A 20243-nucleotide genomic window follows, 5' to 3' on the forward strand; every position below is an offset into this window, starting at 1 on the left:
TGTCAAAGATTACAGTTGTATCTCTTCCTTCTCGACTAATTCAATCAGGGCGGCTTTCAATTGGATCTCCTCCTGCTCCGACTGCGGTTGTAGTGGGGGCATCATCGTGGTGCCACACAAGTCGTATTCCTGCATCAAAACCTTCAGCGCCCACAAAGATTCGCCCAGCGTTCGGCCTACCTGATAGAGATGCCCGAATGCATCCGACTGATTCTGACAGCTATACGCTTTTCCCTCGTTGCCTTCCTGTACAGCTTTCAACATATCGCGGTAAAGACCCGGAAAGAGATTTCCAGTACTCGGCACAAGTCCGTCGCTACCGGCCAGCAACGCGTGGGCCGATCGGGCGGCCCATCCCATAAAGTGGCTGAAATCCGGTCGATTTGCCCACAGCGTCAACGACTCGCTCAGCCGGTCGGTGCTACGTTCCGAGTCTTTGATACCGACGATTCTGGGGTGGTAACTCAGCTCATCGATCACCGGAATCGGAATCGACATGCGGGTCGTCGCGAAGATGTTGTAGATGATCAGCGGGCCATTCAACTGATCGGCCAACTGCTCGAAATACCGCTTCATCTGGCTCTCCGACAGCGCATAATACGACGGCAACGTAGCGGCCACCGCATCGACACCTTCATTGAAGCAGTAGTTGGCAAAATCGACCGACTCTTCCAGACAATTCGACGAAATACCCGCATACAACACCGTATCTGCCGATTTCAGCCGTGCCGCTTCTTTCACATACCTCTGTTTTACCGACATGGGTAACGATGTCGATTCACCCGTTGTCCCCAGAATGAACGGCATGGCTTCGTTGATCTGAAGGTTAGCGAGCATCTTTTCGACGGCTGTTCCATCAATTTTATACGCGTCGGTCAGGGGGGTAACCAGCGGAACAACAACGCCCTGGTATTTCTTTTTCATACTCATAGCTAATAAGCGGCTGTATAAATGGCAATTGCATCGTCGCGAGTAATCTCCCGAGGATTATTTTTTAGTAATCGTGTGATTTTCAGGGCATCGTCGGCCATCTGAGGAATCGCTTCTTTCGGAATATTGACGTCTCGCAAACGGGCCGGAATGCCGCATTCATGAATCAGTTCGTTGATTTTCCGGACTCCTTTTGCGGCTGTTTCGGCATCGTCTTTCCCTCGTTCGCACCCCAGCGCAAGGGCAACCTGCGCGTACCGGCAAACGGCCGCCGGGATGTTGAATTCCATGACGTAGGGCAGCAGTAATGCATTGGAAAGTCCGTGTGCCAGATGAAACGTACTGCCCAGCGGATACGAGAGCGCGTGAACGCCCGCCGTATTCACCGGACCCAGGCAAAAACCACCCAGCAAACTCCCCATCGCTACGTTCGTACGAGCCTCTTGGTCAGCGCCGTTACGTACTGCCTGCACGATATTGGCCGCAATCAGGCGCATTCCCTCAACCGCATACATATCGATGAAGGGCTGGGCAAATTTGTTCGTGTACGCTTCCAGGCAATGGGTTAGCGCATCAATACCGGTAGCGGCTGTAATGGATGCCGGTACGCTGATGGTCAGCAATGGATCGACGTACACAATATCGGGCACCAGAAACGGGCTGATGATGCCTTTCTTTTGATTATCAGCGTCATCCACCAGAATCGCATTGGGCGAAGCCTCGCTGCCCGTCCCCGACGTAGCGGGCACACAAACGAGTTTTTTGCTACGTCCTTTCAGGTTGCCAATGCCCAGTATATCGCTGAGCGACTGGTCATTGTCCAGTTGGGCCGCTACCAGCTTGGCCACATCCAGCACGCTTCCTCCGCCAATGCCCAGCACCAGATCGGGATTGAATGGCGAAACGATTTTCATCAGCTTTTCAAAATCAGTGAACGAGGGTTCCTGAACGATGCTGGTGTCAACCCAAACACCTATCTCGCTGGCTTCCAACGTATCAATCAGGCGTTTCAACTGGTCCAGCAACGGGCTAATTGTCACGATCAGCACCTTTTTTGGCGACAGTTGTACGAGTTCATCGGTCAGGCTCCCAAGAGAACCCTTGCCAAAAACCAGCTTGCCTGGAAAGTGTATTTTCAATTCCTGCGTCATTGTTCAATATGCTCGTTTTCCCGTTGCTACGTCCTCACCGCGCCACGGAGGCAGCAACGGGGGGACATAAATATCAATCCTTTGTAATACCCTTCGCGATTGGTGCTGTATACCCTTTCAGCGCTGGCCAGACGCCGTTTTCAATAGGTTTTAACTTCAGCTTTGCCGGGTCGATAACCGCGTGTTTGATCTTCTGCCGACGCCACGTATAAATGACATGAATCATCCCGTCGCTCGTCTGAATAACAGACGGATAAGAGTACTGGCTGATGGGCGAATCTTCCAGAATCACCGCTGCCGACCAGGTTGAGCCATCGTTCGATACCGCCAGATTCAGCGGTGTACGCGGTCCTTTGGCCAGATCGCCCGGCGGCAATACGTGGTTATACACCAGCACCTGCCGACCATCTTTCAGCGTGACGGCATCGGTTCCCGAGTTGTTATTCGGCAAGTTCGTTTTGGTCAATGGCGACCAGGTTTCGCCGTTATCCGTTGACCAGGATTCTTCGATGGCGCGGTCTCGGCTACGGGCCAGAAGCTGGAGTTTGCCGTTGCCGTAGGTCAAGATGCTGGGCTGGATAGCGTTCAACGTTTTTCCATCGTTGAGTGGACCGATTTTTCGCCAGGTTTTTCCGAAATCGGGCGTCACCTCAAAATACAGTTTCCAGCCGTCGCCCTCGGTGCTGGTTGGGCAAAACAGATTGCCGTTGGCCAGCAAAACAGGCTTATTTTTGACGGGACCCAGGTAGCCATCAGGCAGTTTTCGGGCTATCGACCAGGTACGTCCGCCATCGGATGAAGTTTTCAGTAAGCCCCACCACTTCGACGGACTCGGGCCAACTTTATAGAACAGCATCAACTCGCCGTTGGGAATCTGGTACAAAACCGGATTCCAGCAAGCATATCGCAACGTATCGTTGATGATGCCATTCGCTACGTTCTCGGGCGCCAGCCATTGGGCGGCACCCCGCTTGCCCTTTTCCTGCCGACTCACCCAAATACATACATCCGGGTTCCGCTCTTTGGTGCCGCCGAACCAGGCCGAAACCAACCCGGTTGGCGTTTCGGCGATGGTGGCCGCGTGACTTTCCGGAAACGGCGGTTTATCAACCACGAATTCATCCACCACCAGCCCCGATTGCCATTTGGCCAACTGAGCAAACGTAGTGCCAAACAGCGTCAGGCTGATGAATAGGGTTAGGTATAGGGTCTTGTTTATCATGTTGTTATGACTATGGAACACCGGTTTTAACCCGGTGCAATGCAATTAATCTCTTGCGCCGGGTTTTAACCCGGCGTGATAAGTGTATGTCAATTCGTTGCCTGCTTCTTAGCTTCTGCTTTTTTGGCTTTAATTGCAGCCGTGTAGGTATTGTACATCTCCCGCCAATTCCGGCCGTTGGTGTTCAGGTACTGTTCGGATTTGGTTTTATAGATCTCGAAAATGGCCGAGATTTCCTTCATGCTTTTATAATCGACAGCCTGTTCGCGTGCCTGCTCCAGAAATCCGAGAATGGTTTCCTCTTCTTTGGGCGTGATGTTTGGGACAATGGCTTTGTACCCATTCATCGTAAACGCCACTTTTCCAATCGTGTATTTATCCAGAATCGCGTTGACCTGATTCTTGTCCAGATCGGCCCGCAAACCGGTCATCAGCGATTGATGAACCGTTGCCGGAATGGCTGAATCCGCAATGAGTTGCCGGTCCAGTTCAGACAGTAGTTTGCCGGTTACCGGATTGATTCCGGCGGGAACGGTGCTAGCCGGATGCTCATTGTGCCAGTCGCGTGTGGCTTTCAAATGAGTAGCCACTACGTTGGTCAGGCGCTTTTCTTTTTCCGCATCGTTCAGATTCAGCGAGCTAATCCACTCGGCCGCTTTCTTTTCCTGTTCGGCATCGGCATTCAATTTTGCCTCCGCTGACATCACCGTCTGAGTCGACTCTTGCTGACTAAAAGCGGGCAATGTGGTGGCTAGAGCCGCTACGAATAAATAAGCAGTTAAGGCGTTTTTCATCGTTATTTTGAACTAGACGTTTTCGTATCTGAACCTCTCGAAACGGGACTACTCGCTGGACTAAAGCTGTCAGAAAGTTGATTCTTCAACGGCTTATCCGTCCGAAATGGGCGAGCGGGTAAGCCTTCTTTGTTGAACAGATTTGGTTGGGCGGCTTCATCCCACGCAAAGCGAACAGCCACCGGATTCGGTACGTTATCGGCCGAAACGAGTACGTGTTTCCCGTTAATGTGCGCGTCGGCGGGCGAAAAAACACCCTCTTTCCCGGCAACCATAAAGCCCGTAAGCGGCTGACCGTCTTTGCTGATTAAGCCGCTTCCCAGTTGGCTGAAAGCGAGTTGAATAGCGTGGCCTTTCACTTTCATTTTTTCGAAAATGGGCCCTTCCGCGACTACGTCATTTTTGTCGTACGCATTAGCTAGGGCGAGCAGGGCTAATCGTCGGCCAATTTCCCATTTGAAAGGTGGGTGAATATCCGACAGGTCGTCGGCCAGATCGGTCGTTACGATCATGCCCGTTTGGGGCAGGCTGAGCACTTGTTCCTGCGCTTCCCGAAATTCGGGTAACGTTTCGCGGGTCAGTACAACTTTTCCTTTCGATTCAGAATACTTGAACGGTGCAAGCTGAACGTAGTAAAACGGTAGCTTCTGGTCGTTCCAGGCGTTTCGCCAGCTCGTAATGAGCGTTTTCAGCTTGTGCGAATACGTAGTGGTTTCTTTCAGAAAACAGTTGGATTCGCCCTGATACCACAAGAAGCCTTTCACGGCAAACGGCGCCAGCGGACGAATCATGGGTTCGTAAAACTTACCCGGTTCGCCGTCTATTTTTTGGTTGCCATAATACGTGTCTTCCCGAAAAGCCGCTTCCGAAATCCACGGCTCGATGCGACTGCCGGGGATGGCCGACGCAATGACGCCAATCGGTACGTTCAGATTCCTGTGGAGTTCTTTGGCGAAAAAATAAGCCGGTGCCGAAAACGACCGTAGGGCTGAGTCCTGCGCTACGTTCCATCCGCGATGCAGCGAATCGGGTTTGCCTAGTTCTTTCCGGTTGACTAAAAAGATGCGTATCTGTGGATTGTTGGCGTAGGTTAATTCATCGACTGGATTGCGTCCATCAACGAGTTGGGTCGCGAGCGATGGCTTCACTTTACTGTTCTTCCGCATCGTGTATTCCATGTTCGACTGTCCCGAACACAGCCAGACTTCGCCCACGAGAATATTTTGCAGCCGGATCGTATTCGTCCCCGAAATGACTAATTCGGAAGGAATAGCCGATGCTTTGAGCGGTTTCAACGTAACGCTCCACTTGCCCGATGCATCGGCGGAGGTTGTTTGATTTTGTGCGGCAAATTGAACCGTCACGGTTTCGCCCGCCGATGCTTTTCCCCAGAACGACAACGGCTTACCCTGTTGCAGCACCATGTTATGCCCTAGAATGCGGGGCAAAATGATCTCGGCTTTCAGGTGGGCAGAAAGGAGAAACAAGGTGATAGCGAACAGGGTGTACTTGAACATTTTTGATTTAATCTTATCTTCTAAAAACACCCCTAAATCTCCTAAAGGAGACTTTGCTCATGCGTAGAAAAAGCCCCCTTTAGGGGATTTAGGGGTGTTTTACTCCACTCTTGACTGTAAACCGCTCGTTTTAAATGACTTGATCACAAAGACAGCTTCGGCATCCTGATCGCCCGCTTTGAGTAGATCGTAGCTCTGATCGGTGGGCGTATCAGCATCCGGGAAACGACGTACCGCACCCGTTCGGAAAACGACGCGCCGGAACGAGGCCACCGGGGCAAAAAACAGTCGGTTGCCTTTGGATTGCCCGTTGACGAACGTAGTGAACATGCGTTTGTCTCGGTCCAGCTCGATCCGTACGTCGTATTGTTTACCAGCCTCGTATTTCTGAATGTTCGAATCTCGGTAGCCCACTTTGGCTTTGAACAGGCTGTCAGCGTCGAACATCAGCCGTACAGCCGCGTTCCCTTGCGCATCCTGAAATTCAATCTGCAAGGTGCCTTTGTTGACTTGTTGTGGCACGATCGAAAACTCGACGGTCACTTTCTTTGAATCGGGAATGACGCGCTCGGCTTTGGCGAAATCGAATTTGTCTTTGTCGCGCAGTACCAGTGCTTTGGTGCCGCCAACTGTTTCCATTTGAGCCGTTGCCTGAAGTGGGCTGTAGATATTCCAGTTTTTTAGTTCTTCGCCCGCGGGAAGCAGTGCAAACACGTCGTTGGCATGGGTTTTCACCTCGTCGGTGATAGGAACCGGAATGCTGGACACCCAGATATCCTCCTTGTTCATGCTATACGTAACCCACAGATTCCCATCGGGTGGCGTACCGTTCCCTTCCTCGATTCCCCGAACGTACTGCGGCCCGTAGGATTTGTAGGCCCCGCCATAACGCAGGGATGTAATTTCTCCATTTACCAGCAGTAAATTGGTGTAATTCAGTCCGTCTTTGCCGGTCGAGACAGCCAGCGGCCAGCGAAATTCCGATGGATTATAAACCGTAGCGTACTGGCCATCGGATGTTTTTTGCCCCCAGATTTTGGCATTGCTGTTCACGAAACCCGGCGCCCGAAGTGGATTGTACTGCCACGTTTTGCCATTATCCTTGCTGATCGTCGTGAGGGCGTGTTTCCACAAACCCACGACGCGATTGTCGGGCAGATGGTAGTAGCTGAACGCTTTTACGTCTTTCTTGAGCGAAATCAACGGGTCGTTGCGGTCGGCTTCTTCAATCCATTGCTGCATCATGAGCGTATTGCCCAGCAGTTCGTCGCAAGCATCCACAAAGCCTTTGTCTTTTGAACTGGTATAGAACGGATAAGCCGATTTCAATTTATCCCAGGACGTATTGTTTCGGATGAAGTATATCGGCCCAAACTTGCCATCGGGATAGATTTCGCGCACCACCCGACCAATGCCGTTGCCGTCGTTCGGGTCATCTTTCGGACCCATAACAAGGCCATAAAAAGCTAGTGTCAGGAGTCGTTTGTTGGTCGCGACGAAAAAGCCCATACGCTGGTGCATGACTGCATACAAGTCTTTGGCCACCTCCGGGCGGCCTGCTTTTTTCCACCCATCCGGCACTTTGTAAGGCGGGAAAATGATAGTCGGGGTCGACCATTTATAGCCGTCTTTTGACGTCAGGAGCAATGTTTGCCCCGGCGGGACGTGTTCGCCAACCGGATTGCTGAGGTATTGCAGGTAGAACGTATTGTTCCAGTAGGCCAGCATGGGCGCGTGGTTGTAGGTCCAGTTGGTGCCGCCCGCCAGTTCCGGATGTTCGCGATTCGCCCGAAACACCTGAATGTTATGCACACCCACCGCCGGACTCAATTGCCCGTGATGATAATCGACATTGGACAGCGTCTGCCCAACGTAGCGCACCGTGTCCTGAGCGTGGGTTTGGGTGAAAAATAGGGCAAAGATTATTACCCCCAACCCCCTAAAGGGGGCTTTCCAGCCGGAGGTTTTAGTCCCCTTCAGGGGGTTGGGGGTAAAATTAATCGTTCTCATAACCCTTTACTTTTTTTAACCCAAATCACTTCCGCACCCTCCGCCTGTTTTTTCAGACTAACTACACCCCCGCCTTTCACGATTTCTTTCGACTTCACTACATCCCCCGTTTTGGGGTTGATGTAATTGACTGAGAACGACCCCATTGCTTTTGTCAAATCAAGCTGAATAGGCATTGTGGATTCGCTATAGAGGATATAACCCGCTTTTTCATTACCCATTGCCCACTGATTAGCCGGTGTTTGGCTAAGTTCAAGAGGCTGCATTTGGGTGGCGTCCACTAAGAATTGCGGATCGGCAACCGCTGGGATGTTCGGCATGGAACCGCCCGCCATCAAAACCGCCCAGCCCATTGAATCGAAGCTGTCGCCCGCAAACGTAACGGCCTTATCAGGAAACTTCTGGCGGTATTCCCGCACCGCCCGATACACCTGTTCGAACGATGTTTTCTTGGGCGTCAAGAGTCGGGCGTGCTGACGTGGAGCCAGATTTTGACCACCTGCGGGTGCATAGGCTGTGCTGTTGGCCTGGTAATGCCAGAACCGAATGTCGATCAGATTAATGACTAAGGCCCGTTTGGCATCAGCCAGAATCGCGTCCTGAACCTCCTTAGTGGTGCTCAACCCAATGATTGCCTTTTTGCCAGTCGCCTTTTCCCATTCTTTAATAGTATCAATCCAGAATTGTACGAACGGCAGCGGCCCTGTAAACTCAGCTCCGATGAGTTGAATGACACCTGAATTAGTAGCGAAATTGTCGAGGCATTTGTGGATGTACGCCCGATGCAGCGCCCGTCGAACCGGGTGCGATACGTCGTAAAACTGTTCGGCCATGAAAATCCGCTTGTCGCCGGCATAAGGGACTGGTTCCGGGAAGCCCGTATTGTTGATATTGTTGGCGGGTCGCCAGGGGAAATCGGCGTAGTGCGCACCGGCTTCGATAATGTTATGCTGGAAATAATTCTCGTGGATGAGCGCCAGCCCTTTCTGATCGGCGAGGTCGGCAAACTGCTTCAGTCGGTTCCAGTACCAATTATTGTACTTGGTTAGGTCGTATTTACTCAGGCCATCCCAGGCGGTTTCTTTTCCACTACGGGCAAAGGGCAGTTCGTAAAAAGGTGGCCACACGTCCCCATTCATCCGGCGGATACGTTCGTGATCGTCTCGCCGACGGTCGTACCAAAGTCCGTAGTTATGGTCAATGGCAACGATGTTGTCGGCTTTCATCGAATCCGTCATTGCCTCCAGATTGTCGGTCAGGCCACGGCCCGTCATGCCCGGAACAAATCGGGTTATGTGCGGTTTGGCGCTGGCGAGTCCGTAGGGTCGGGCACTGCCGTTCCACCAGGGCACTTCCTGCCGCCGACCCGTCAGCAATGTATTTCCCCGCACCAGTTTCCCAAGCTGAATCTGCATAGGAGCAGCCTTCGCAAGCGCCGTTTCTTTGGGCAGGCCAAGGGCATCAATGGATTTGGCGGTGGACGTAGTCGGAAGGGGTTGGCGCGTTGAAGCTGCGGTGATAAAATCGTATAATGTCGGGGCGGGGTTGACGGCGAGTTTGGTAAGCGCCTGTGCTACGTCCACTTTGGGGCTACTCGACGCTTCGGATTCGACGGGCAACAGAATGGTTCTACCCGCTACGTTGTCGCCAAGCCGATCTTTCAATTGGGCGTAGTATAAACTTCGGGGTTGGATATGCTCGTTCGACATGTCCCAGTAGCCATCTCCGGCAAACTGCGCCCATGTACCGAACGCCCAGTTTTGCGCCGTTGGTGGTCGAAAATTCTCCACGCGAGCGGCTGTACATTGCCAGAAAACACTGTTGGCGGCACTCCAGCCTGCACCTTGTCCATCCTGTCCAAAATTGGCGAAACGGAGCGCATTGCCATCGCTATTCACGACGTCGAACAACACCCCCGACGCCCAGCTATCGATGCTGCCACTGAAGCTGAACGGCAAATGCGCTTCGCACTGCACAAACGCATTAGGCCCGGCACTGCAATAACCAACCGCAAAATCGTGATAGCCGAATTCGGAATACAACCGCTGGCAAAGCACCTGTTGTCCTCTGACCAGGAACGTGTTACGTCGTTCACCTCCGATTTCGGAAACCGGCTCCAGCGACTGACAATCTTCAATTGTAATCCGCTTTGCCGTTTCCTGAACGTTGACAGCCGATCCGGCGAAATGACGAAAAACAACCTGTCGCACCCAGGCATCCTGTACGTTTTCGATCCCGATGGCCGTCCAGCGGTGGTCTTCGTCTTTTGGATTGGCTTTGTCGTAGGATGATTTGAGGGTGAGATTTTCGACGCCCGATTGCGCGATGCGACCCGCCCAGGTGTAACGGGCAAGCGTGCCTCCGCCAAAAACCGAATCCAGGGCCGTAGTCAAGGGGGCATCAAGGGTTATTTCGGAGCCATTAACGGCTGTAATTTGCCGTTCCCAGAAGATGTCGCGCTGACCGGGTTTCCAGCCCAGAGAAGAAATCCCTCCGCCAAACGTATCGGTTCCCAGTTTCTGAATCCATTCTTTGGTGGATGGCCGATGAATCTGAACCAGATCGCCGACCTTAAAATCAGCCGATTTAGCAATGTGAATTTTTTGCGCATTGACTGGCACGTAGCTAACGGCAATAGCAATTGATGATTCAGTTTTTCGGTCGTTTTGCCCGGTAATTGTAATCAGATTGTCGCGACTGAAACCCGTTCCCAGAAGGGTTGTACTGCCAGTTCCACTCCCCCGAAGCACGACACCCGACGCACTAATTTTCAAACTTCCAGCAACTTCATAGATGCCCTTTTCGAGCAGGACGGTGCCCCGAAATCCATCGCTATTTACCGGCAAAGACGCTACGTAATCAATAGCGGCCTGTATTCGGCGGGTGGCGTCCCCCTTCTGAAACGGCACTACTATTCTGATCGCTACGTTTGGGATGGCCTGTTCGCCAGCCTTATAGCCACAATACGAAAAATCAGAAATGCGGTTACCTTGCTCGTCGGGTGTATAGATCAAACGTCCCTGCGGGCTAAGCGCCACCGGTTTTGGCGGAGCCGGTTTATTCTTCTGTGCATACGTATCGCGGGTGTACCAACCAATGGTTAGCCACGACACCAGGGCGATAAGCAGAGAAGATTTTAGCACGGGTTTAGATTTAATCGCCGGGTTAAAACCCAACGCAGCGCAAGCTGATTTGTATTGCGCCGGGTTTTAACCCGGCGATTAAAAAAACCTTTACGTTCTTGGAATCACCTGTTGAACAGGCACGACACTGTTAAGGTACTCTTCAATGTTAGTATAGGCATCTTTCTTTTTGGCCAGGCTGGCATCCGAAGGGTCTTTGGGATTCAGGCCATTTTTGGTTTCCCACGCATCGGGCATGCCGTCCTTGTCGGAATCAACGTATGGCGTGCCCTTGTAATCTGGATATCCACCCACCTGAACCGGATCGGTAATGATACCATTCTTGTACGAATCAATCGGTAACCGACGGTGTTTGAACTGGGTTTCGGGCAGTTTCACCCCTTCTCTGTACGTAATTTTTCCGGTACGTACCTGCTCAATGACGCGTGTATCGACAGGGTCGCGTTTGGGAAGCATGGCCCCGGCATTGGCCAATACGTAGCTGTACGCCTGTTGCGCGGGCAAAATTGTGAGCTTAGGCATCGGAAGCGGCTCTTTCCATTTAATGTTGGCCATGTACTCACCAGCATTCGCCATTTCTTCAACCTGAACCCCGCCATCCCAATTATCTTTCGTTACCTTTTCGTTCCCGTCGACAATATTGCCATTGACATACGCCCGGCCATAGACCCGGTAAGGCAATTTGCTGCGTCCCGATTCTGGTTTTAGGATGCGGTAGGCAAGGGGCGAATCTTTGGGCGTTTGCGGGCCCGGCTTGTAATAGTTGTTGATAATATTGTACATAGCCGTATAGTCGCCCCCATCCGTTGAGCGGTGTACCCAGTTGAAAATGACATTGTTGGTAAAGTTGAAGATGCCATTCCAGCCGATCGATGGGTTTCGGCCCGCGTTATCGGCCCAAAGGTTGCGCATGAACGTACAATTTTCGCCACCCAACGTACTGCCAAAAGCGTGGTTCCAGGTATCTAAGGCTTCCGAAAAAATCGAGTTCTGAATCGTGATATTGACCGTTGGGAGCTTTTCTTCCACTGTCTTTCCCGTACTGTCGTTATACATGTGGCGATACATCGACATATTTTCGTCTAGTCCCCAACTCGCCGACACATGATCGATCATGATGTTGCCAATGGGATTTCCGCCAATCGAATCGTCGCGACGGCCAACGCCGGTTTCGCCCCGACGGAAACGCATATAGCGAATAATCACGTCGTGCGTGTTGATCCAGACCGATTCGCCCGCCACACAAACACCGTCGCCCGGTGCTGTCTGACCGGCAACCGTGATATAAGGTGCCCGAATGATAATGGGCGTTTTGATTCTGATGATTCCTGCTACGTTAAAAACGATGGTACGCGCACCACCCTGTTCGCAGGCTTCCCGCAATGTACCAGGACCTCTGTCTTCCAGACTGGTAACGACATAAACCTTGCCACCACGACCACCAAATGTATAGGCTCCACCGCCTTCAGCACCCGGAAAAGCTGGAATTGACGCCTGCGGCAGATCGACGGGACGGGCCGCCCAGGGGACATAAGGTTTGCCTTCCTTCGCTTCTTTTGCAATAATCGGCTTCGCCTTTTCCCAGGCAATATCCGACTGTCGACGGGATTCCTTGAGCAATTCATCACTTTCCTTCTGAACATTCGCCGGGATGGTTGGATACTGGGCTAAAGCCGAGTACTGACCAAGAAACAGGATAGCAGAAAGAGCTACAGGAATGACAGATTTTTTCATTTGAGTACGATTTCTGTTCGGTGATTGAATGAGTCAAGAATTTCTCTTTCAAACGGGCGCTTAAATGGCTTACGCTCAGATTGTATAGTAAGCTCAAAATAAGGCTAAAAAATAGGCTAATATCTATATCATTTTTTCGGCAATGTATAGGATATTATCATCCAGGCAGGAATCGCGCTCAATTGCATTATAAATAGATAGAATTAAGCAATTGGCAGGGTGAAGACGAAGGATTTCAGCGTTAATTTAGGCGCATTGTCAAACGCGATTTGCGGACTGTTGAACCAACGGAGAAGGGTTGATATTGAGTGATTACACAAACAAAAATGATGATGTATAGGCTATTCTTATGTTTTTGGCCTCACCTTATTTACTTGCTTTCCGGCTTTACAATCCGATTGGCGAGGTCGAGTTGTAAGGATTTGATGTTCGCCAGCACTAGTTCGGCCATTTTCCGGGCACCGAGTTCATTAAAATGGGTATTGTCTTCTTTGCCTTCAGGGTAGTTTGGATGTTCACCGGGCGCCAGTTGTAGAAACAGCAGTTTAGAATTCTCCACCCCGACTGTTTGCAGGAGTTCCTGGCTTTGTTTGTTAAGATCAATGAAAGGCGTTTTGTATTCGGTCGCTACGTTCCGCACCAGATTAGCGTAGACCGCATGAGTGTCCTGAATCTTTCCGGCTGCATCGAACTGTCGGCGGGCAACGGGCGTAATAAGAACCGGTGTAGCTTTCTTATCGCGGCTTTCGGTAATGAACCGAATCAGGTTTGCCCGAAACTCGGCTTCGGTCGTGTAACTTTTTTTCGTAGGCACTTCATCGTTATGACCGAATTGAATCAGTACGTAGTCACCCTCGTGCAGATTATCGGCCACGGGTTGCCAGCGCTTTTCTTCAATGAACGTTCGGGTACTACGTCCATTCATTGCCCGATTATCGACGGTTACGCTTTCATCGAAAAAATAGACGAATGGCATGCCCCAGCCCGTTTCTGGATACGATTTCATTTGCTTGATCGACATGGTCGAATCGCCAATGAGGTAGACGGTGATCTTAGCGGGTGGGGGCGTAAAGGCCAGCATAGCTGTCAAGCCAAGTAGTGAGAATATTCTGAGCAATCGGGGGTGGTTCATTGTTGGGTAGTTAGAATTATTTCAGCAAAAATCTGAGATCATTTAACGTCATTAATAAAATTCATTTCCCGCAGCCAGCTTTCACACAACGTTACCCATTGCTGGGTCGAACCCGGATTGTTACGTAGCGCAATGGCGTGACCGCCCTGCGGAAACGTATGCAGACTGGATGGAATCTTCTTCTCAACCAGAGCCTGATAATACAGCAGACTGTTACGTTGGTCTACCCCCGTATCGTTGAAGGCGTGGACCAGAAAGCAGGGAGGTGTTGTGGCCGTTACGCTGTTTTCCAGCGAATACCTATCCAGCAGCTCTTTCGAGGGATTTGGTCCCAGCAGATTTTTTCGACTGCCAACGTGGACATACGGACCCATCGTGATCACGGGGGAGACAAGAATGGTAAAATCAGGCCGGAATGCCCGCTGACTGATTGAGTCGCCGATGGCTGATACGTCGGTCGTGGCTGTAGACAATAAAGCCGCCAGATGCCCGCCCGCCGATGTTCCCTGGACACCTATTTTATCCATTTTGATACCCCATCGTGCAGCATTCGCACGGATAAGTCGCATCGCTCGCTGGGCATCCTGAAGGGGTCCCAGTTCGCGTTGCTTCAGATCAGGGGAATTTGGCAGGCGGTAATTGAGCACAAACGCGCTGATACCCATTGTATTGAACCACTTGGCCAGTTGCCACCCGCTGATGATATAAGCCAGTCGTTCATAACCGCCACCGGGACAGATCACGACGGCCGCCCCTTTATTCTCCTGCGCAGACGGAAAAAAGGCATACATGCCCGGTGTTCCAACCCGATAAATCCGCTCGTTGGCAATGCTGTCTTTGAGCATCAACCCTTTTGAATTGGGCATTTTACCGGCAGGCCACAACGGAATAAAATCCTGCGCCTTTGCGCAAAAGCTTACTAGCCAGAGAAAGATCGTGAGTACGTAGGTTCGTCGCATGAAGCGTTGAGTTGGCGGAGATTAACTTAAGAAGCGCTTTTCGTCAATTTCTTATCGGGTTTCCAGTAATCACTGCCCCAGTGCATTTCTGGAATGTATTCCGCTTCGTAAAAAAACTGAACATAAAATAATACTACTCTAGTACAAGTCAATTTTTCCTGGGGATTTGTTCTGCATCAGCCCACCCTAATTGTAATAAGTCAGAACATTCTTAGAAAGAGACAAACTGCAAACGTTGCCGGGAACGATTGCGTAGAAATAATCAAATAATACCTTGAGAAAATGCCTAAAGGGATGTAGCCTTGTTAAAAATAGATTAAAAAAGGACTGCTTAACTAGTGCTTCTTTCTTGAAAAAAGTAAATCCCAAGGCTAATGAAACACATCTTATCTACTTTATTATTGCTCCTGTTTGTAGTCGCGGTTCAGGCGCAGGAAACGCGGCAGATTACGGGGCGTGTGACCGATGAACAGGGCGGGGCCTTGCCGGGGGTGAGTGTTGTCCGGAAGGGATCGCAGCAGGGAACCACCGCCGACGCCGACGGAAAATATACACTCCCCGTTTCTGGCCAGGGCGTTACCTTGATTTTCTCGTACATCGGTTACATCACCCAGGACGTATCGGTAGGCAACAACACGACGTTGGACATCGTCCTGAAAACCGACACCAAATCACTGAACGAAGTCGTGGTCGTTGGATATGGCACCCAGCGAAAAGCAGAAGTCGCCACAGCGGTAGGTAGCATTGAAGGCCGAACCATCGCCGAACGCGGTACGGTTAACCCCATGCAGGCCGTTCAGGGCCAGATTGCGGGGGTCGATATCTCGGCAGGCTCTGGCCGGGCTGGTAGCAATTATTCCGTTCAGATTCGCGGGCAGAACTCCCTGGCGGGTGGTCAGCCGCTTTACGTGGTCGATGGGGTTATTGTCCCGGATATCAACTTTCTGAATCCGCAGGATATTGCCAAAATGGACGTATTGAAAGATGCGGCCTCCACGGCGATTTACGGATCGCGGGGCTCCAATGGCGTAATTCTGGTAACGACAAAAGGGGGCGCATCGGTTAAAGGACGCTCCACTATTTCGTACGATGGCTACATGGGTATTCGTGAGGTGGCGCGTATGCCTCGCTTCATGACCGGACCGGAATGGTGGGAATATCGCCAGAATACGTTCATTTCGCCGGAGTTAATCGCCGGACGTACCAATTACGACAACACGATTGGCTCACTGGGTAACCCGCTCGTTCTGCAACGGGTCGCCAACAATGACTACACCAACTGGCGTGACCTGGTGCTACGTACCGGAACGCAGGCCAACCACTGGCTGACCTTTTCGGGCGCCAGCGACAAGAATGCCATTCAGTACCTGATTGGAGCCGGATATCAGAAAGAGAAAGGCAATCTGCTCAACGAAGACCTTGAACGGTATAATTTCAAGGCCAGCCTCGACGGCAAAATCAATGATACATGGTCGGCGGGGATGAGCGTAAACCTCTCCCTGACCGAAACCGAGCGCGGCAGCGATGACGCTGTTCGGAATGCGTTCAACATGGCTCCTATCTTCAAGCCCTACGACGACAATGGCAATCTGATTTTCCGGCCCGGCCAGATTCCGGTACCGGGCAGTTCGACCATATCGAGCATAACCAGTACGGTGAATCCATTGCTCGAAATTCCCAATACCGAAAACAACACCCGCCGGATGTTCGGCGTCGGAAACATTTACCTGAAATTCGCCCCGGTAAGCTGGTTCGAACTAAAATCGACGTTCTCACCCAGTATGAATTTTGAGCGAAATGGCCGCTACTGGGGTTCGCTCACGGGGGTAGGCGAAGGCTTGCTGCCGGATGCGCAGCGCATGAATCAGCAGTCGCTGTCCTACATTTTCGACAACATCGCTACAATTCGCAAAACCATCGGCGACCACAATTTTACGGTAACGGGTCTGTATAGCATGCAGAAAGACCGCTTCGAAAGTGATGGCCTTCGGGTGAATGACCTGCCGTTTAATTCGTCATTTTACAACCTCGGTTCGTCAACCAACCGCCAGTCGGGAGTTAGTGCGTTCAGTCAGTTTTCGATCATGTCGTACATGGCCCGCCTGAATTATTCCTACAAAGGGAAGTACTACGCTACGTTGGCTACCCGCTGGGACGGCTCGTCGAAACTGGCTGATGGTCACAAATGGTCTACATTCCCATCGGCGGCAGTTGCCTGGCAGATTTCCGACGAAAACTTCCTGAAATCAGCGAGTTACATTACTGAACTGAAGCTCCGTTTCAGCGCCGGGGTGGCGGGGAACAACAACAATATCAACCCTTACGAAAGCCAGATGACGCTGAGCGATCCCGCGTTTTATGACTACGGCGGAACGGTTGCACTTGGCTACGCACCCAGCCGCCTGCCGAACCCATCGCTCACCTGGGAACGGACCCGCGAGTTTGACCTGGGACTGGATTACGCTTTCCTGAACGGCCGTATTTCCGGTACGATCGACCTCTACGACAAGCTGTCGAGAGGTGTGCTGATGAACCGTGACATCCCGATCGAAACGGGCTGGAACTCCATTAAAGACAACGTGGGATCAGTGAGCAACAAAGGGATTGAGTTTTCGCTCCGAACGGTGAACGTATCGACCAAAAACTTCACCTGGAATACGTCGTTTACGCTGTCGCGCAACAAAAACGCCATCGTCGATCTGCTGGACAAAAAGGAAGATCTGGTGGGTAACTGGTGGTTCATCGGCCAGCCGATCAATGTCAACTACACGTATGTTTTTGATGGTATCTGGCAGGAAAGCGAACGCGAGCAAGCCCTGAAATTCGGCCAGTCGCCGGGGCAGGCAAAAGTGAAAGACCTGAATAACGATGGGAAGATCAGCAGTACGAACGACCGGGCCATCATCGGACAGAAAGATCCAAAATGGACGGGTGGTTTCTCCACTCAATTTACATTCAGGAACTTCGACCTGTCGACGTCGTTGTTTGCCCGTCAGGGAAATCAGGTATTCAGCGCCTTCCATAGCCAGTTCCTGAACTATTCGGATCGGGGTACCGACAAACTTTATACCGACTACTACATGTCGGCCAACAAGGTCACGCCTACCCGCCAGTCCAATACGTATCCGCAACCCAACAACATTGGCCCCTACTGGACCGGCGTTTCGGGCGTAGGTTTCTACAAGGATGTATCGTTCGTGAAAGTGCAGAACATCGTGCTGGGCTATACACTCCCCTCAACGCTCCTGCAACGGGTGGGTATCAGAAGCCTGCGTGTGTATGCCAACGTACTAAATCCGTTCGTCTGGACCAAATACGATGGGTTCGACCCTGAATATGCGAGCGGTATCGATCCGACAACCAGCTCGTCGGTCAACAATACAACGACCGGCTCCATCAATAATACAGGTCCTAGCACCATTACGTATCAGTTTGGCCTGAACCTCAAATTTTAATCGAGACCAACTCATGAAGACCATAAAAATTGTAAGTCTGCTCCTTTGTCTATTGCTATCGGCAGGCGGTTGTAAAGATTTCCTGGAAGAACAGAATAAGTCGAATATCGTTGCCGATCAGTACTATACTACCAACGAAGGCTACGAGAAACTGATCAATGCAGCTTACTCGTCGTTGCGTACCGTTTATGCCCAACCCTGGATTTTCTGTGCTGGCACGGATATGTACGTAACGGGGCGCTCAACGCAGCCCGAGGGTTTGAGCGAATACCGGAACCTGATCCCCGATGATAGCGAAGTGCTGGCGTTTTATACAAACGTCTACAAGTCGATTCAGCTCACGAACACGGCCCTTTATTTCAACGAGAAGACGACGAATGTACCCACGCTGGCAGCTCGGAAAGGCGAAATGAAATTTTTGCGGGCCTATGATTACTTTTTGCTGGTGCAAACCTTTGGTGGCGTTGGCCTGGTAACGGATCGTTTCACGGCCCCTGTTGAGTCATTCAAGCGAAATTCAGCCCAGGAAGTGTATGATTTTATCATCAAAGAGATGACGGAAGCTCTGGACCTGGTACCTGAGACGACGCCGAACTTTGGTCGTGTCACGAAACGGGCCGTCCGGCATATGCTGGCGAAAATCTACCTGACACGCGGCTACGAAACCTTTGCCGGTGCCAATGATTTCAAGACAGCCGCTACGTTCGCCGATGCTGCCATTGCGTCGCAAACGCTCACTACATCCTTTGAAACCCTGTTTTTCCCCGGCAACGAGAAGAACAGCGAGATTCTGTTCTCGATCCAATGGGATGCCACATCCATACCAACCGCCACCACGGGCGGAAACTCGCAGGCTGCTTTTTTTGGTCCTTACTTTGGCGGTCAGGGCGCTGTTGAAGGCTATCCGTACCGCACGTACACCCTTTGCCCGACGATGTATACCTTCGATCTGTTCACGCAGATTGATGCCCGCTTCGACGCTACGTTCATGATCATGTTCTATCAGCGGTATTACGATTATTATACCCGACCAAATGAACGTAACACATTGAATGTCAAATATTATTATCCACCGAAATGGGCTAATACGCCAGCCGCCATTGCTGCCTGGAAAGCCGCCGACCCAACGCATCGGAACGGCGCAACAGTTTACCCGTATTCAGGTACGCTCTGGGAAGCCAGTCAGACGGTAACATTGGACAACTTTACACCCTCGGTTAAGAAATTTGATGATCCTACGGCGCAGTTCGGGGGAAATACCAGTACGCGGGATCTCTTTATAGCTCGTTTGGGCGAGACGTATTTACTGGCGGCTGAAGCGTATTTCAAATCCGGCAACACCGCTACTGCCGCCGAACGTATCAACGAAGTACGGCGCAGAGCCGCCAAACCCGGGTCTGAAGCCGCCATGAAAATTGATGCGTCGGCCGTAACGATTGACTTCATTCTGGACGAACGGGGCCGGGAATTGGTGGGCGAATATCACCGCTGGTTCGATCTCAAACGTACTGGCACGTTGATTGCCCGCGCTCGCCAGTACAATAAGGATGTGAATAAATGGTATAATAACGGTGTCGATCCATTCCTGGGCGTCGGCAATCAGAACAAGATATTACGGCCGATTCCCACCCGTGCCCTCGATCTGAACCAGGGAGATTTTGCTCAGAATCCTGGCTATTAAGCATTAACTAAAAAACAACATTCCGAAGAGGTAAACTCTTTGGGATGTTGTTTTTTATAGCGAAAGGGCTTCCGGAAAGAATGTTAGTCAAAGCTTTACCAGAAGCCAATCGTCTATTAGTTGCTTGGTAAACTAGTCGATTCTGTCGGCATCTGAATTAGTATCAATCCAAATTTCATCCCCACCTCCTCCAACCATCGTCGCGCTACGTCACTCGTTCACTTGTTTGAGGAGGACGGTTTTAGCCGGATTGTAGTAGCTTTCCAGCGTGTCCTGATAAAGCCCGTTTCGCCAGAGCAGATAGCAGAGTAGCGCCAACAAGACACCGTACGCTACAATTCCCAGAATAGGGTCAATAAGGCGCGTCAACAGGTCTTTGGCGTATACGAGGAGATGTAGCCAGAGCAAACGTGGCCACCCATGTGAGCGGCCAGCGTTGCTGCTGGGCTGGTACAAAGAGGAAGGTTTATCCAATTTATGTGAATAGGAAAACAGGTAGTCAGAAGAGACAGTGG

At 51.3% G+C, this 20243-nt stretch carries 13 protein-coding genes; 2 read left to right on the forward strand and 11 right to left on the reverse strand.

From position 1 onward, the window contains the following. Positions 1–9: 9 nt before the first annotated feature. The 10 genes from BM202_RS12525 to BM202_RS12570 form a co-directional block, all read right to left on the reverse strand. Positions 10–924 carry a dihydrodipicolinate synthase family protein gene (locus tag BM202_RS12525; RefSeq protein WP_218160542.1) on the reverse strand — a complete coding sequence of 305 codons (915 nt, stop codon included), beginning with the start codon at positions 922–924 and terminating at the stop codon, positions 10–12. 8 nt (positions 925–932) lie between these two features. Next, the gene (locus tag BM202_RS12530) at positions 933–2081 is read right to left on the reverse strand and encodes an iron-containing alcohol dehydrogenase (RefSeq protein ID WP_093826491.1); all 1149 of its coding nucleotides are present in this window, start codon (positions 2079–2081) and stop codon (positions 933–935) included. Between the two features lie 73 nt (positions 2082–2154). Beyond that, positions 2155–3303, reverse strand: a complete 1149-nt coding sequence (locus tag BM202_RS12535; RefSeq protein ID WP_093826493.1) for a sialidase family protein — start codon at positions 3301–3303, stop codon at positions 2155–2157. Positions 3304–3392: 89 nt separating this feature from the next. After that, positions 3393–4097 carry a DUF3826 domain-containing protein gene (locus BM202_RS12540; protein WP_093826495.1) on the reverse strand — a complete coding sequence of 235 codons (705 nt, stop codon included), beginning with the start codon at positions 4095–4097 and terminating at the stop codon, positions 3393–3395. A 2-nt stretch (positions 4098–4099) separates the two neighbouring features. Then, the gene (locus BM202_RS12545; RefSeq protein WP_093826496.1) at positions 4100–5614 is read right to left on the reverse strand and encodes a sialate O-acetylesterase; all 1515 of its coding nucleotides are present in this window, start codon (positions 5612–5614) and stop codon (positions 4100–4102) included. A gap of 99 nt (positions 5615–5713) precedes the next feature. Next, positions 5714–7624, reverse strand: a complete 1911-nt coding sequence (locus BM202_RS12550) for an exo-alpha-sialidase (RefSeq protein WP_245776648.1) — start codon at positions 7622–7624, stop codon at positions 5714–5716. Beyond that, positions 7621–10767 (reverse strand): DUF6298 domain-containing protein, encoded by a 3147-nt coding sequence (locus BM202_RS12555; protein WP_245776649.1) that lies wholly within the window; start codon positions 10765–10767, stop codon positions 7621–7623. Before BM202_RS12555 ends, BM202_RS12550 begins: the two co-directional genes overlap by 4 nt. A gap of 90 nt (positions 10768–10857) precedes the next feature. Beyond that, on the reverse strand, positions 10858–12501 hold the full coding sequence (locus BM202_RS12560; protein WP_093826500.1) for a pectate lyase family protein: 1644 nt from the start codon (positions 12499–12501) through the stop codon (positions 10858–10860). A gap of 370 nt (positions 12502–12871) precedes the next feature. Then, the gene (locus BM202_RS12565) at positions 12872–13633 is read right to left on the reverse strand and encodes a rhamnogalacturonan acetylesterase (protein WP_093826503.1); all 762 of its coding nucleotides are present in this window, start codon (positions 13631–13633) and stop codon (positions 12872–12874) included. Between the two features lie 38 nt (positions 13634–13671). Continuing rightward, a complete protein-coding gene (locus tag BM202_RS12570) occupies positions 13672–14592 on the reverse strand; it encodes an alpha/beta hydrolase (RefSeq protein WP_093826505.1) in 921 nt (306 codons plus the stop codon). Between the two features lie 374 nt (positions 14593–14966). Here BM202_RS12570 and BM202_RS12575 point away from each other — a divergent pair, with 374 nt between their 5' ends. Next, a complete protein-coding gene (locus BM202_RS12575) occupies positions 14967–18047 on the forward strand; it encodes a SusC/RagA family TonB-linked outer membrane protein (RefSeq protein ID WP_093826507.1) in 3081 nt (1026 codons plus the stop codon). Between the two features lie 13 nt (positions 18048–18060). Next, positions 18061–19728, forward strand: coding sequence for a RagB/SusD family nutrient uptake outer membrane protein (locus BM202_RS12580; RefSeq protein WP_093826509.1), 1668 nt, complete (start codon positions 18061–18063; stop codon positions 19726–19728). A gap of 210 nt (positions 19729–19938) precedes the next feature. On the opposite strand, the gene BM202_RS12585 is transcribed toward BM202_RS12580, so the two are convergent. Continuing rightward, positions 19939–20136, reverse strand: a complete 198-nt coding sequence (locus tag BM202_RS12585) for a hypothetical protein (RefSeq protein ID WP_177236575.1) — start codon at positions 20134–20136, stop codon at positions 19939–19941. Positions 20137–20243 lie beyond the last annotated feature (107 nt).

Source organism: Spirosoma endophyticum, from assembly GCF_900112365.1.
GTDB classification, from domain to species: Bacteria; Bacteroidota; Bacteroidia; order Cytophagales; family Spirosomataceae; genus Spirosoma; species Spirosoma endophyticum.